At 72.5% G+C, this 14,202-nt stretch carries 12 protein-coding genes; 9 read left to right on the top strand and 3 right to left on the bottom strand.

All coding sequences use genetic code 11. The annotated features are described in order from the left end of the window. Positions 1–113: 113 nt before the first annotated feature. Both B7C62_32525 and B7C62_32520 read left to right on the top strand, forming a co-directional pair. A complete protein-coding gene (locus tag B7C62_32525) occupies positions 114–1,304 on the top strand; it encodes a saccharopine dehydrogenase (protein ID ARF76487.1) in 1,191 nt (396 codons plus the stop codon). A 282-nt stretch (positions 1,305–1,586) separates the two neighbouring features. Continuing rightward, positions 1,587–2,174, top strand: coding sequence for a hypothetical protein (locus B7C62_32520; protein ID ARF76486.1), 588 nt, complete (start codon positions 1,587–1,589; stop codon positions 2,172–2,174). Positions 2,175–2,219: 45 nt separating this feature from the next. Here the strand turns inward: B7C62_32520 and B7C62_32515 are convergent, their stop codons facing one another. Continuing rightward, entirely contained in the window at positions 2,220–2,912 is a 693-nt protein-coding gene (locus B7C62_32515) for an endonuclease V (GenBank protein ID ARF76485.1), read from the bottom strand. A gap of 78 nt (positions 2,913–2,990) precedes the next feature. On the opposite strand from B7C62_32515, the gene B7C62_32510 reads away from it, so the two are divergent. Next, positions 2,991–3,290, top strand: a complete 300-nt coding sequence (locus B7C62_32510) for a hypothetical protein (protein ID ARF76484.1) — start codon at positions 2,991–2,993, stop codon at positions 3,288–3,290. Here the strand turns inward: B7C62_32510 and B7C62_32505 are convergent. Together B7C62_32505 and B7C62_32500 are read right to left on the bottom strand one after the other, a co-directional pair. After that, on the bottom strand, positions 3,287–3,973 hold the full coding sequence (locus tag B7C62_32505; protein ID ARF77474.1) for a DNA-binding response regulator: 687 nt from the start codon (positions 3,971–3,973) through the stop codon (positions 3,287–3,289). The two genes, B7C62_32510 and B7C62_32505, sit on opposite strands and share 4 nt — an antisense overlap. Positions 3,974–4,029: 56 nt before the next feature. Beyond that, the gene (locus tag B7C62_32500) at positions 4,030–5,433 is read right to left on the bottom strand and encodes a hypothetical protein (protein ARF76483.1); all 1,404 of its coding nucleotides are present in this window, start codon (positions 5,431–5,433) and stop codon (positions 4,030–4,032) included. Positions 5,434–5,558: 125 nt separating this feature from the next. Between B7C62_32500 and B7C62_32495 the strand changes: the two genes are divergently transcribed. From B7C62_32495 to B7C62_32470, 6 genes are all read left to right on the top strand, one after another. Beyond that, on the top strand, positions 5,559–6,344 hold the full coding sequence (locus B7C62_32495) for an ABC transporter ATP-binding protein (protein ID ARF76482.1): 786 nt from the start codon (positions 5,559–5,561) through the stop codon (positions 6,342–6,344). A gap of 38 nt (positions 6,345–6,382) precedes the next feature. Next, positions 6,383–8,050: a hypothetical protein gene (locus B7C62_32490; GenBank protein ARF77473.1), complete on the top strand. Its 1,668-nt coding sequence runs from the start codon at positions 6,383–6,385 to the stop codon at positions 8,048–8,050. Positions 8,051–8,279: 229 nt separating this feature from the next. Beyond that, on the top strand, positions 8,280–8,696 hold the full coding sequence (locus B7C62_32485; GenBank protein ARF76481.1) for a regulator: 417 nt from the start codon (positions 8,280–8,282) through the stop codon (positions 8,694–8,696). 239 nt (positions 8,697–8,935) lie between these two features. Beyond that, on the top strand, positions 8,936–10,567 hold the full coding sequence (locus B7C62_32480; GenBank protein ARF76480.1) for an ABC transporter: 1,632 nt from the start codon (positions 8,936–8,938) through the stop codon (positions 10,565–10,567). Positions 10,568–10,689: 122 nt separating this feature from the next. Beyond that, positions 10,690–12,999: a daunorubicin resistance protein DrrC gene (locus B7C62_32475; GenBank protein ARF76479.1), complete on the top strand. Its 2,310-nt coding sequence runs from the start codon at positions 10,690–10,692 to the stop codon at positions 12,997–12,999. A gap of 171 nt (positions 13,000–13,170) precedes the next feature. Continuing rightward, complete coding sequence (locus tag B7C62_32470; protein ID ARF76478.1) at positions 13,171–14,145, top strand: acyl-ACP desaturase; 975 nt, start codon at positions 13,171–13,173, stop codon at positions 14,143–14,145. Positions 14,146–14,202 lie beyond the last annotated feature (57 nt).

Below are 14,202 nucleotides of genomic sequence, written 5' to 3'. Positions count from 1 at the left end.
CATCCCCGCCCGGCCTTCCACGCCCGAGCCCCGCCCGGCCGCACACCACCCGCCGCCCTCCGCTAGCCTGCCTGCCACGTCCCCGCCCGCCCCCGCGCTCCCCGGAGGTACTCGTGCACAGCCAGAACGGGGCGGCACGCCCCCTGGACGTCGTCCTTTTCGGTGCCACCGGCTTCGTGGGAGTGCTCACGGCCGAGTACCTGGCGGCACACGCCCCCGAGGGGCTGCGCTGGGCCCTGGCCGGCCGCAGCCGCACCAAGCTGGAGCGGCTGCGCGAACGGCTGACGGCCATCGACCCGGGCTGCGCGGAGCTGACGCTGCTGGAGGCCGACGCCGACGACGAGGACGCCCTGCGCGAACTGGCCGCCTCCGCACGGGTGGTGGCCACCACCGTGGGTCCGTACATCCTGTACGGGGAGAAGCTCGTCGCCGCCTGCGCCGAGGCCGGGACGGACTACCTGGACCTCACCGGCGAGACGGAGTTCATCGACCGCACCTATGTGCGCCACGACGCGCGGGCCCGGGAGACGGGGGCCCGCATCGTGCACGCCTGCGGCTTCGACTCCGTACCGCACGACCTGGGGGCGTACTTCACGGTCAAGCAGCTGCCGGAGGACGTCCCCCTGACCGTCGACGGCTTCGTCCGCAGCAACGCCGTGTTCTCCGGCGGTACGTTCGCCTCGGCGCTCACCGCGATGGGGCGCGGCCCGCAGGCGCTGCTCGCCGCCAGGGAGCGGCGCCTGTACGAGCCCCGCCAGGTGGGCCGCCGGGTCCGCACCCCGGCCGGACCGCCGCACTTCAACGGGGCCACCGGCGCCTGGGCGCTGCCGCTGCCGACCGTGGACCCGGCGGTCGTGGGCCGCTCGGCGCGGGCGCTGGAGCGGTACGGCCCCGACTTCCGCTACCGCCACTTCGCCTCGGTCAAGACCCTGCCGATGGCCCTCGGCGGCCCGGCGGCGATCGGTGCGCTGGTGGCCGCCGCGCAGATCGAAGGCGTACGGGAGTGGCTGATGGGGCGGTACGAGGCGGGGCAGGGGCCGGACGCGGAGCGCCGGAAGCGGAGCTGGTTCACGGTCCGCTTCATCGGGGAGGGCGGGGGCCGACGGGTCTTCACCGAGGTGTCCGGCGGCGACCCGGGCTACGACGAGACGGCCAAGATCCTCGCCGAGTCGGCGCTCTGCCTCGCGCTGGACAAGCTGCCGGAGACCTCCGGCCAGGTCACCACGGCGGCGGCAATGGGCGACGCGCTGCTGGAGAGGCTGACGGCGGCGGGGCTGCGCTTCCGGGTGGCGGCGGTGCGGTGAACAGCCCCCGCTAGAAGATCCAGCCGGCCAGTGTGTAAAGCATCGCGCCCAGCCAGACGAGACCGACGGCCCCGCCGAGGACCATACCGAGCGCGACGCGTCGCTGGGCGGGGTCGAGGGGCAGGGGGTGGGCGGCCGCACGGGAGTTGTTCATACAGTCAGACTGCCCAGCCTGATCGGTTTACGCCATCCGTACAGATACTCAGTCGGCCGCCGGTACGTCACCGGCCGCCGGGGAAATCCGGTGGCACGGGCGGCCAGGGGCGTGTGACGCTTCGCCCCATGGGCAACTCCCAGGCGTATCCCGTCTTCAGAACCACCGACGCCTCGTTGGCGTACGCGCAGGCCGAGCGCCTGTGCGCCCTCCTGGCGACACGCGAAGAGGAGGTCGAGCTCTTCGCGGAGCTGCGAACGGTCACGGAGGTGCGCCGGATGGCCGAGATCCTGCCCCGGCCGGTCTTCGAGTACGCGGAGGAGCGGACCGGCCCGAAGGGCGAGGACCTCTGGTTCGACCTGGACGTGGCGGCGACGGACGACACGGCGCTCCGGCCGCACCTGCCGCTGGACCTCATGGCGAAGGCCCCGGCGGGAAGCGTGGAGGAACGCTTCACCGCCGCTCTCGGCCGGGGCATGGCCTCCGTCGACTGGCACGGCCTGTGGCCGGACGACCCGGCGGCGGAGCTGTCCGGCGTGGGCAAGTACGACGGGGTGCAGATCGTGTTCCACGGGGACGAGGCCCAGTGGGAGCGGTGGACCGAGGAGCACACGGTCTTCGTCCACGTGGACAAGTGGGGCGACCTGCCCCGGGCCCGGAAGCTCGCCGCGCACATCGGCAGCGAGGTGCTGGGCGAGGTACAGCTCGGCTGGTGAGGGCGCGGCGCGGTGGCGGCCCGGCCGGTGAGGGCGCGGTGCGCCTCAGGCGGTCGCTTCCCGCAGGGTCTGCCTGCACAGGGCGTCCGCGCGGCGGGTGCTCTCCGGCTGGCGGAAGCGGCGGGCCAGGCGCAGGGTGTGGGCGCAGGCGTTGTCGAGGCCGATGCGGTGGCCCACGGAGACGAAGATCGGGTTGGTGTTCTCCTGGGTGCGCAGCGCCCGGCCCACCACCTCGTCGCCGTCCAGCAGCGGGGAGAAGTCGCCGCGCCGGGGGCCGGGGGCCTCGTACGAGAAGGTGAACGGGTTCTTGCCGACGCCGATCACAGGCAGTCCGGTGAGCACCCCCAGGTGGCTGGCGAGGCCGAAGCGGCGGGGGTGGGCGAGGCCGTAGCCGTCGCAGATGACGAGGCCGGGGTCGACGGTCAGCGACTCCAGGGCCTCCAGCACGGTGGGGATCTCACGGAAGGCCAGCAGCCCGGGGACGTACGGGAAGGTGATCGTGCCGACGGCGGTGGCCTCGTCGACGGTCTCCAGGGTCTCGGCGTCCAGGACGACGGCCGCCGCGACGACCACGTCCTTCTCGTCGTCGTACGCCACGTCGACCCCGGTCACCAGCCCGGTCCCGGGCGCCGGGCCCGGCTCGTCCAGCACCACCAGGCCGCGCAGGCGGTCCTGGATCGCCCGGCCCTCGGCTTCGTCGGCGGGGGTCTCGTGGGCGGGAGGGGGCTGCATCGTCATGACCAGCAGCTTAGGCGGTGCCGGAGGGGTGCCGGGGGCGGCCCTCGGCGGGCGGCCCGGTCCCGTAGCCTGGCGGCCATGTTCGTACTCGAATTGACCTACACCGCCCCGGTCGAGCGCGCGGACGCGCTGATGCGGGAGCACATCGCATGGCTGGACGAGCAGTACACGGCGGGCGTCTTCATCGCCTCCGGCCGCAAGAACCCCCGGGACGGCGGGGTGATCCTCGCCGTCGGGGACGACCGGGCGCGGATCGAGGAGATCGCCGCGGCCGACCCCTTCGCCGCGCACGGGGTCTGCGCGTACCGGATCACGGAGTTCATCGCGACGAAGACGGCACCGGAACTCGCGCCATTCAAGCAGGAGTTGCCCGGCTAGGAGAACTCCTCAGGGGCGTCCACGGCGTCATGGCGGCGGGCGTCGTGGGCCAGCAGGGCCAGCTGGATGCGGTTGTCGAGGCCCAGTTTGGCCAGGGCGCTGGAGACCGTGGCCTTGACGGTGCCGACGGAGAGGAACAGCCGCTCCCCGATCTCCGCGTTCGAGCGTCCGTCGGCGACGGCGTCCGCGATCTCGCGTTCGCGCGGCGACAGGAGCGCGAGCCGCCGTGCCGCGTCGGCCGTACGCGTGTCGGTGCCGTCCCCGGCGGCCGCGTGGTCGATCAGGGCGCGGGCGGCGGAGGGCGAGAGGACCGGTTCGCCGCGGGCCGCGCGGTACACAGCCTCGACGATCTCCTCGGGGTCGGTGTGCTTGAGGAGATACCCGGCCGCACCGGCACGCATCGCCCGCAGCACCAGCCCTTCGGCGTCGAACGTGGTCAGGACGATCACGCGCGGGCCCGGTTCCGGGGCGCCGGTCACCTCGCGCGTCGCCGTGATCCCGTCCATCACCGGCATCCGGATGTCCATCAGCACCACATCGGGCGCGCTGTCCCGTACGGCGTCCGCCACCGCCGCGCCGTCGGCCGCCTCGGCGACGACCTCGATCCCGGCCGCCCCGCGCAGCATCAGCCGCAGCCCGGCGCGGACCAGCGCGTCGTCGTCGGCCAGCAGCACCCGAACCATCCAGCTCCCCTTCGCCTGAACCCCGTGTTCATGACGGTCGTGCCACGGCTCCACGGTCAGGGCCACGGTAGCCGCGCCCGGAGGACGAACGCGCCTTCCCTGCTGCCGTGTTCCAGGGAGCCGCCGTCCAGTTCCACCCGCTCGCGGAGCCCGGTCAGCCCGGCGCCGGCACCCGGGATCTCGGAGGTGGTGACCCCGACCGGCAGCGGGCTGCGGACCTCCACGGTCAGCCCCGCGCCGGGCGCGCCCGCGACCCGTACCGTCACCCGTGCGCCCGGGGCGTGCTTGCGGGCGTTGGTCAGGCCCTCCTGGACCAGACGGTAGGCGGTGCGCTGGACCTGGGAGCGCGGGACGGGGCGCTGCGGACCGGTGGGGCCGGAGGGGTCGTCCCGTACGTCGTCGGGATCGGGGACTTCGTCCCGTAGGCCGGTGGAATCAGGAGCTTCGTCCCGTACGCAGGTCGCCGCGCGGCCCTCGGCCCGTAGATCGATCTGCTGGCCCGCGGCCCGCGCCTCCTCGACCAGGTGCGCGATGTCGGCCATCCTCGGCTGCGGGGCCGCCGTGCTGTCGGCCGTGGCGCCGCGCCGGTCCCCCGGGCCCGGCTCATGGCGTTCGTCGGAGCGCAGCACACGCAGCATGTCGTGCAGCTCCTCCAGGGCCTGGTGCGCGTTGTCACGGATGACCTGTGCGCTCTCGACGATCTCGGCGCCGCTCAGCGCGGGTGCCCGGCCTGCGTCCGTCTGCTTCGTCCGGTAGACGAGGGCCCCGGCGTGTACGGAGAGCAGCGAGATCCGGTGGGCCAGCACATCGTGCATCTCCCGTGCGATGGCGGCCCGTTCGGCCCGGCGGCTGTCGGCGAGCCGCCGGGCATGCTCCGCCCGCTCCCGGTCCGCGTCCTCACGCAGTTTCAGCACCAGCAGCCGACGGGCCCGCAGCGCGCTGCCCCAGGAGAAGAAGGCCAGGTAGTAGGCGAGGATGAAGGAGGCGACGGCCCAGCCGCCTTCGTGGGGGACGCTGTAGACGAGCACGTAGGGGGCCACCGTCACGATGCACAGGGCGACGACCGGCAGCGCCCGCTGCCAGGGGACCCGGAGCCCCAGATTGAGCAGGATCACCGTCGCGGCGCCCACCGAGGTGTTGGCGAACGACATGGCCGGTATCCCGATCAGGGCGACGGTCACCGGATACGACCGCCGCCACCACAGGGCCAGACAGGCCAGCGCGCCGAGCGGTACGTCCAGCGCCCTGATCCAGAGCGGCAGGTGGTCGTAGTCGGCGACGACCCGGAGGAGCACCGCACCGCACAGAAGGGCCCAGCCGAAGGCGAGGCAGTCGACCGCCCAGTCACGCGGCGTACGGCGTACGCGTCCTGCTTCCGGCGGGCCGGTGCGGCCCGCCGCCGCAAGCTCCCCGGGCAGCGGCGACCGCGGAAGGGGGTGACGGGCACCGGGTTCGCTCACCGGGGAAGCGTAAGCACGCCCGGCCGCCCGTTCCGTCCGGCGGTGCGGATTCTGGCCGGTCGGCCAGGGCCCTCTGGCCGGTCGGCCGATGGACCGGGGCCTCGGGGAGCGGCCAGGCTCGGCGTATGGAAGACACGACTGCCGACACGATCGGCCCCGGCTTCGAACTGGCCGGTCTGACGAAGTCCTTCAACGGCAGACCGGCCGCCGACGCGGTGACCCTCGCGGTGCCGCGCGGTTGTCTGATGGGGCTCGTCGGACCGAACGGCGCGGGCAAGACCACCTCACTGTCCATGGCGGTCGGGCTGCTGCGGCCCGACGCGGGGACGGCGCGGGTGCTCGGTGTCGACGTATGGGAGCGGCCCGAGGACGCGAAGCGCCTGCTGGGGGTGCTGCCCGACGGTCTGGCGCTGCCCGAACGGCTGACCGGCGGTGAACTGCTCACCTACTGGGGGCAGTTGCGCGGGATCGACCGCGAGATCGTGCGGGCGCGGACCGTGGAGCTGCTGCGCGTGCTCGAACTGGACGAGGCGGAGAAGGCGGGCACCCTGCTCATCGAGTACTCGACGGGGATGCGGAAGAAGATCGGTCTGGCCACGGCGCTGCTGCACGCGCCGAAGGTGCTCGTCCTCGACGAGCCGTACGAGGCCGTCGATCCGGTGTCGGCACGGGTGCTGACCGCGATTCTGCGGAGGTTCGCCGCCGCGGGCGGTTCGGTGGTCATCTCCAGTCATGTGATGCCGCTGGTGGAACAGGTCTGCGAGCGGGTCGCGGTGATCGCGGACGGAAAGGTGCGGGCGGACGGCACGCTCGCGGAGGTGAGCGGCGCGGGGAGTCTGGAGGACGCCTTCGTCACGCTGGTCGGTCAGCGCTCCGTCGCCGAGGAGGAGCTGACATGGCTGGATTCCTGACCGGGGCCGGTGGCGGATCGCCGACCGGTTTCCTGGGGATCGTCCAGCCGCTGGTGCGGCTGAAGTTCACGGTCCTGGGCCACTCGTCCGACGGTGTGCGGCTCAGCCGGGTGGTGTTCTGGCCGGGGGCCGTCCTCGCCACCTGGGGCGCGGTCCTGTCGGCCGGTGGGGCGGACGCCCGGCGTGACGTGCTGCTGCTGGTGCTCGCGGTGTGGGGGGTGGGCTGGATGCTCGGCCCGGTCTTCGCGTCGGGGGCGGGGGTGCTGCGGCCGGCGTTCTTCTCTCTGCTGCCGGTGGGCCGACGCCGTCTCGGCCTGGCGTTGCTCGCCACGGCGTGCGTCGGCTACGGCCCCGCCGTGACCGTGCTGTCACTGGGGGCCGTGGGCGTGCACGCCGTCGACCGGGGGTCTCTTCCCGTGCTGCCGGTGGCGCTGCTCGCCGTACCGCCGCTGCTGGTGTTCATGGTGGCGCTGTCGCGGACGGTGTACGCGCTGATGGGCTCGGCGATGGGCTCCCGGCTCGGGGTGACCATGTCGGCGATCCAGTACGGGCTCCTCATCGCGGGGCTGTTCACCGGGTGGCTGGCGGTCTCCAGCACCCAGCAGGGGGTGGCGGCGGTCGTGCGCGACGGGCTGCCGGGCGGAACGGCGGCCCGGGTCCTGGAGGCGTTCCCGACGGCGTGGCCGGTTCTCGCCGTCGAGGCGGCGGCAGGGGGCCGGTGGGGGGCGGCGCTCGGGTGGCTGCTGGCCCTGACGGCCGCCGCCGTCGCGATGGCGGGGGTGTGCGCGCTCGTGCTGACCCCGCGCACCCCGGTCCGCACCTCGCGGCGGCGCTTCCGGCCGCTGGGCAGCCAGGTGCTGACGGGGCGGCCGGTCCTGCCCGGTACGGCGACGGGGGCGGTCATGGGGAGGGAGCTGCGGCAGTGGTGGCGCGACCCCTGGCGGTCGCTGGAGCTCCAGTCCGGCGCCTGGACCGGTCTGTTCATCGGGCTGATCGGGCTGGTCTCCCGGGTGCCTGAACTGCTGGCCTTCACGGGGCTCGCGCTGGCGCTGATGACCGCGCTGACCTCGTGCAACCTGCTGGGCCAGGACGGCACGGCGCTCTGGCTTACGGTGGTCGGCGCGGGCCGGGGGGCCGTGCGCGCGGACATCCGGGGCCGCCAGGCGGCGTTGCTGGTCCTCTTCGGCCCGGCGTCGGTCGTCCTGACGGCGGCGTTCACCCTGTTCTCGGGCGAGCACCGCTTCTGGGCGCTCGCGTCGGCGCTGCTCCCGGCGGTGCTGGGGTGTGCGGCGGGGGTGGCGGTGCTGCTGTCGGTCGTCGCGGCCACACCGGGCGTCGACCCCAAATACCGGGTCGGGCCGAACGACGCGGGGGACATCTCGTACCAGCTCTGGATCGCCCTGTACGGGACGCTGCTGTCCGCGCTGCCGACCGTCGCCCTCGCGGTGCCCGCGCTGCTGACGGGCCGGACCCTCCTGGCGTGGGCCGCGGTGCCCGTCGGTGTGCTGAACGGGGCGGTGGCCGCGTGGCTGTTCGGCCGTATCGCGTACCGGCGGCTGGAGGCGCGGCTCCCGGAGACGTTCGTCCGACTGCGGTACGGCAAGTCCATCGCCTCCCAGCAGCAGCCGGACGGCGGCGGCTGGCTCGACCGGATGGAGCGCGGGTCCGTCAAGGGGAACCAGGAGCGGAAGCCGGTGGGCACCTGAGGGACCTGAAGGCTCTGAGGGAGAGGACGGCCCTCAGGGGGTGATCGGTGGCGAGGCCCTTGGGGTGCCTCGCCACCGACGGGGCAGGAGTGCAGGTGTGTGGCGGGTGTGGGCGAGCCGCTGAAGGCGGTGACGCAGCTCACGCCACCAGCCGGTGCACGGATCGATGCTTTCCGTCGTCTACTCCAATGCCGGGAACCGTTCACCCAGCCGCGAAAGGGAGCAGGTCTTGTCCAGCGTTATCGAGCAGTCCGTGCAGGCCCGCATGGTCGCGTCCGCACCGCGGATGGAAACCCTGCCGGCCACTCTGAGTTACGACTTCAAGGACCCCTTCGCCGTGCGGATGGCCTTCCCGGCCCCGGCGACCCTGGAGGGGACCGAGGTGTCCTGGGAGTTCTCCCGCGAGCTGCTGACGGCCGGCATCGACACTCCGGCCGGGGAGGGTGACGTCCGGGTCCGGCCGTTCGGGTACGAGCGGACGGTGCTGGAGTTCCACGCCGCCGAGGGCATCGCCATGGTCCACGTACGCACGGCGGAGCTGCGTCACTTCCTGGAGCGGGCGCAGGAGCTGGTGCCGGTGGGCGACGAGTACCGCTATCTGGATCTGGACCGGGACCTGACCGATCTGCTCGGCGGCGCCTGCTGACCGGCGGACCGCCGACCCTCTGAGCCGGACAGCCGGAAAACCCGTTGCCGGGCCGTGCGCCCCGGCTCTACCGTCGTGTTGTCCCTGTAGTCGTCGGATCGGAGAAGGACGTTGCTGATCTGAGGCCCCCCGCACCGTGCGGCGCCGCCACGCCCCGTCGTGGCCGAAGGCGCCCGTGTGCGATCTCAGCCTCTCAGCCGTCCCCTCACCCTCTCCTCCGACGTACACGGGAGACCCGTATGTCAGCGTCCGACACCCACATCAGCTGTGCCTCCCTCTCCTTCTCCTGGCCCGACGGCACCGAGGTCTTCTCCGGCTTCGACTTCGCCATGGGCCCCGGCCGTACCGGGCTGATCGGGCTCAACGGGTGCGGCAAATCCACCCTGTTGCGGCTGATCGCCGGTGAACTCGCCCCGCTGGAGGGGCAGATCAGGACCGTCGGCGGGCTGGGGTATCTGCCGCAGACCGTGACCCTGGACACCGCCCTGCGGGTCGACCGGGCGCTGGGCATCGCGGAGCGGCGGGCGGCGATCGACGCCGTCGAGGCGGGTGACGTCCGCGAGGAGCTCTTCACGGTGATCGGTGACGACTGGGACGTGGAGGTGCGCGCCCGCGCCCTCCTGGACGGGCTCGGCCTCGGGCACATCGGCCTGGACCGCACGGTCGGGGAGATGTCCGGTGGCGAGTGCGTCCTCCTGCGGCTGGCCGCGCTGCTGCTGGCCCGCCCCGGGGTGCTGCTGCTGGACGAGCCGACGAACAACCTGGACGCGGTCGCCCGCAAGAGGCTGTACGACGCCGTGGACGCCTGGACCGGGGCGCTGCTCGTGGTGAGCCACGACCGTGAGCTGCTGGAGCGGGTGGACCGGATCGCGGATCTGCGGGAGGGCTCGGTCACCTGGTACGGCGGGAACCTGTCGGCGTACGAGGAGGCGCTCGCGATCGAGCAGGAGGCGGCGCAGCGCATGGTGCGGGCCGCCGAGTCGGATGTGCAGCGGCAGAAGCGCGAACTGGCCGACGCCCATATGAAGCTGGCCCGGCGCAGGCGGTACGGGCAGAAGATGTGGGACACCAAGCGGGAGCCCAAAGTGGTGATGGGCCAGCGCAAGCGGTCCGCCCAGGAGTCGGCGGGCAAGCACCGCATCCTGCACACCGAGCGGCTGGCGGAGGCCAGGGAGCGGCTCGGCGAGGCGGAGGCGGCGGTCCGCGCGGACGAGGAGATCCGCATCGCGCTGCCGAGGACCCGGGTGCATCCGGGGAGCGAGGTGCTGCTCCTGCGTGATCCTGTGCCGCCCTACGGTCCTCCGCTGCGCGGGGAGTTCGCGGTGCGCGGCCCCGAGCGGATCGCGCTGACCGGGCGCAACGGGGCGGGCAAGACGGCGCTGCTGCGGACGGTCGCGGGTGAGCTCGCCCCGGTCTCCGGCGAGGTGGAGGCGCTGGTGCCGCTGGGGTTCCTCCCGCAGCGCCTGGACGTGCTGGACGAGGCGCTGTCGGTGGTGGAGAACGTGCAGCGGTCGGCACCCGGGCTGACGGACAACGGCGTCCGGGCCCGGCTGGCGCACTTCCTGTTCAAGGGGGGCGCCGCCGACCACGCGGCCGGGACGCTGTCGGGCGGGGAGCGCTTCCGGGCGGCGCTGGCGATGCTGCTGCTGGCGGACCCGGCGCCCCGGCTGCTGTTGCTGGACGAGCCGACGAACAGCCTGGACCTCGCGAGCGTACGACGGCTCACCGAAGCCCTGGCGGCGTACGAGGGGGCGCTGATCGTGGCGAGCCACGACGTGCCGTTCCTGGAGTCGATCGGGGTCACCCGGTGGCTGCGGCTGGACGGGGAGCTGCGGGACACGACGCCGGAGGAGGTACGGGCGGGGCGGTGAGGGGCGACGGAAGGTCGGCAGAAGGCCCGCGGAAGATCCACAGAGAGCCCGTGGAAGATCCGTAGAAGGTCCACGGGAAAAGGCGACAGAAGCTGTCGGGTATCCCGCCTAGCGTCGCCGGTATGGATCACCACACCACCACCGGCCTGCGGCACGGCACCGAACGCGGCATCACCATCACCGGAGCGCACGAGAACAATCTGCGGGACGTCTCCCTCACCCTGCCCAAGGGCCGGATCACCGTCTTCACGGGCGTGTCCGGTTCGGGGAAGTCGTCGGTCGTCTTCGACACGATCGCCGTGGAGTCCCAGCGGCAGCTGAACGAGACCTTCACCTCGTTCCTGCGGAACCGGCTGCCGAAGTACGAACGGCCCCGGGCGGAGTCCATGGAGGACCTGTCCGTGGCCGTCGTCATCGACCAGAAGCCGCTGGGTGGCAACATCCGCTCGACCGTGGGCACGGCGACGGACATCTGGTCGGTGATCCGGGTGCTGTTCTCCCGGTACGGCACGCCGAGCGCGGGCGGGGCGACCGCGTACTCCTTCAACGACCCGACCGGCATGTGCCCCGCGTGCGACGGCGTGGGGCGTACGGTCCGGCTCGACCTGGACCGGGCGGTGGACTGGTCGAAGTCGCTGAACGAGGGGGCGCTGCTGCTGCCCGGGCTGGGGGTCGGCAGCTGGGAGTGGAGCCTGTACGGCGGGTCGGGGCGGTTCGACAACGACCTGCCGATCCGGGAGTTCGGCGAGGAGGAACGGCAACTGCTGCTGTACGGCTCCGGGTTCACCGTCCGGGTCGGCGCGCCGGCCTCCTCGGCGGAGATGCGGTTCGAGGGGGTGGTCACGCGGTTCGAGCGGCTCTACCTCAAGCGCGACACCGCCACGCTGTCGGAGAAGCGGCGCGAGTCGGCGGCCCGGTTCACCGTCGAGCGGGTCTGCGGCTCCTGCGGCGGGGCGCGGCTGAACGCGGCGGCGCTCGCCACCCGTATCGACGGGCTCTCGCCCGCCGACTACGGGCGGATGGAGGTGGCCGATCTCGTCGGCGTCCTGGGCCGGATCGACGATCCGGTGGGCGGCCCGATCGCCGCGGCGGCCCGTGAGCGGCTGGAGCGGCTCGTGGGGATCGGGCTCGGCTATCTGAGCCTGGACCGGGAGACGAGCACGCTGTCGGGAGGGGAGGGGCAGCGGCTCAAGATGGTGCGGCACCTGGGGAGTTCGCTGACCGGGCTGACCTTCGTCTTCGACGAGCCGAGCGTGGGGCTGCACCCCCGGGACGTGGGGCGGCTCGGTGATCTGCTGGTACGGCTGCGCGACAAGGGCAACACCGTGCTGGTCGTCGAGCACGACCCGGATGTGATGGCGGTGGCGGACCACATCGTCGACATGGGCCCCCGGGCCGGTTCGGAGGGCGGGCACATCGTCTTCGAGGGGCCGTTCGACCGGCTGCGTGAGGCGGACACACTGACCGGCCGGTCCCTGCGGCAACGCACCTCCCTCAAAAGCGAGTTCCGCTCCCCCACCGGTCAGCTCCCGGTCCGTGGAGCCGATCTGCACAATCTGAAGAAGCTGGACGTCTCGTTCCCCACCGGGGTGCTGACCGTGGTGACGGGCGTGGCGGGTTCGGGCAAGTCGACGCTGGTCTCGGAGGTGTTCACGGCGGCCCACCCGCAGGCGGTGGTCGTCGACCAGAGCGCGATCACCGCCTCGTCCCGCTCGACCCCGGTCTCGTACATCGGCGCACTGGACACCATCCGCAAGGTCTTCGCCCGGGAGAACGGCGTCGACGCGGGGCTGTTCAGCTTCAACTCCGCGGGCGCCTGCCCGGGTTGCTCGGGCCGGGGGGTGATCACCACCGACCTGGCGTTCATGGACCCGGTCAGCACGACCTGCCGGGAGTGCGAGGGCCGCCGGTTCCACGACGACGTGCTGAAACACCGGGTCGGCGGCCGGTCCATCGCCGACGTACTGGAGATGACGGCGGCGCAGGCGGTCGGGCTGTTCGAGGACCGCGCCCTGCTGCGCAGACTGCGCACGCTCGACGAGGTCGGCCTCACCTACCTGACGCTCGGGCAGCCGCTCAGCACCCTCTCCGGCGGCGAGCGCCAGCGGATCAAGCTCGCCACGCAGCTGCACCACACCTCCGGCGTGTACGTCCTGGACGAGCCGACGACCGGGCTGCACCTGGCCGACACGGGGGCACTGGTGGATCTGCTGGACCGGCTGGTCGACGCGGGGAACACGGTGATCTGCGTGGAACACAACCTGGAGGTGGTGAAGCGGGCGGACTGGGTGATCGATCTCGGCCCGGACGGCGGGAAGAAGGGCGGGGAGCTGGTCTTCGCGGGGACGCCGAAGGGGCTGCTGGCGGACCGCACCTCGGTTACCGCCGAGTACTTGCGGCGGGACCTGGGCCTGCCCGGAGCCGCCCGGTGACCCCCGGAACCCCGTGAAAGACCACCTTGAGCTGCGCGGATAACGGTACGTGACCGGGTACCGCCGGGGACGGGCTTGGCTTTGCCCTTACGGTCGCCTTAACCTACGGTCTCGTAACCTACGAAGCCGTAGGTAATTCCCGTCCCCACCTCCCGTCCCCAGGAGCTCCCCGTGACGATCACCTCTCCCCACCTCGGCAGTTCGAAGGCGTGGACCGACGCCCAGCTGCTGTACGCGCTGGAAGAGGTGGTGGAGAAGGAGCTCAACCGGCATCTCAAGGTCGCGAAGGACTGGATGCCCCACGAGTACGTGCCGTTCTCCGACGGCCGGAACTTCCCGGGCATCTTCGAGGACGGCGAGGCGTGGGCGGCGGACCAGTCGAAGGTCACCGACATCGGCAAGATCGCGCTCGTGGTGAACCTCCTCACCGAGGACAACCTCCCCAGCTACCACCACGAGATCGCCTCCCTCTTCGGCCGTGACGGCGCCTGGGGCACCTGGGTGCACCGCTGGACGGCGGAGGAGGGCCGCCACGGCATCGTGATGCGCGACTACCTGCTCACCTCGCGCGCCGTGGACCCGGACAAGCTGGAGCAGTTCCGCATGGCGCACATGGCGGAGGGCTTCGAGTCGGACAACCGGCACTCGATGCTGCACTCCGTCGCGTACGTCGCCTTCCAGGAGCTGGCCACCCGCGTCTCGCACCGCAACACCGGCCACCAGTCCGGCGACCCGGTCTGCGACCGGATGCTGGCCCGGATCGCAACCGATGAGAACCTGCACATGGTCTTCTACCGCAACCTCCTGGGCGCCGCCTTCGAGCTGGCCCCGGACCTGACCATGCAGGCCGTGCGCGATGTCGTCGTCAACTTCCGGATGCCCGGCCACGGGATGCCCGGCTTCGAGCGGGCCGCCGCGCAGATGGCGATCGGCGAGATCTACAACATGCGCATCCACCACGACGACGTGATCCAGCCGGTGCTGCGCTTCCTGAAGGTCATGAGCATCGACGGCCTCGGCCCGGAGGGTGCAAAGGCGCAGGAGGAGCTCGGTCTGTACATGGGCGGGCTGGACAGCGAGGCGGCGAAGTTCGACGAGAAGCTCGCCGCCCGCAAGGCCCGGATGGCGGCCCGGGGCCGCGCCTGACGCGCCTGCTGCACCGCCCCTCACAGCACGCGCGACGCATGACGTTCCCCCGCCGCC

Source organism: Kitasatospora albolonga (genome assembly GCA_002082585.1).
Lineage (GTDB): Bacteria > Actinomycetota > Actinomycetes > Streptomycetales > Streptomycetaceae > Streptomyces > Streptomyces stephensoniae.
The sequence above is the reverse complement of the archived record's forward strand: the minus strand, read 5'-3'. Positions and strand labels throughout refer to the sequence as shown.

Excerpts from the sequence above, each read along its gene's own strand:
- B7C62_32520 (ARF76486.1), top strand. The coding sequence starts at position 1,587 with ATGGGCAACTCCCAGGCGTATCCCGTCTTCAGAACCACCGACGCCTCG.
- B7C62_32515 (ARF76485.1), bottom strand. The coding sequence starts at position 2,912 with ATGACGATGCAGCCCCCTCCCGCCCACGAGACCCCCGCCGACGAAGCC.
- B7C62_32510 (ARF76484.1), top strand. The coding sequence starts at position 2,991 with ATGTTCGTACTCGAATTGACCTACACCGCCCCGGTCGAGCGCGCGGAC.
- B7C62_32505 (ARF77474.1), bottom strand. The coding sequence starts at position 3,973 with ATGGTTCGGGTGCTGCTGGCCGACGACGACGCGCTGGTCCGCGCCGGG.
- B7C62_32495 (ARF76482.1), top strand. The coding sequence starts at position 5,559 with ATGGAAGACACGACTGCCGACACGATCGGCCCCGGCTTCGAACTGGCC.
- B7C62_32480 (ARF76480.1), top strand. The coding sequence starts at position 8,936 with ATGTCAGCGTCCGACACCCACATCAGCTGTGCCTCCCTCTCCTTCTCC.
- B7C62_32475 (ARF76479.1), top strand. The coding sequence starts at position 10,690 with ATGGATCACCACACCACCACCGGCCTGCGGCACGGCACCGAACGCGGC.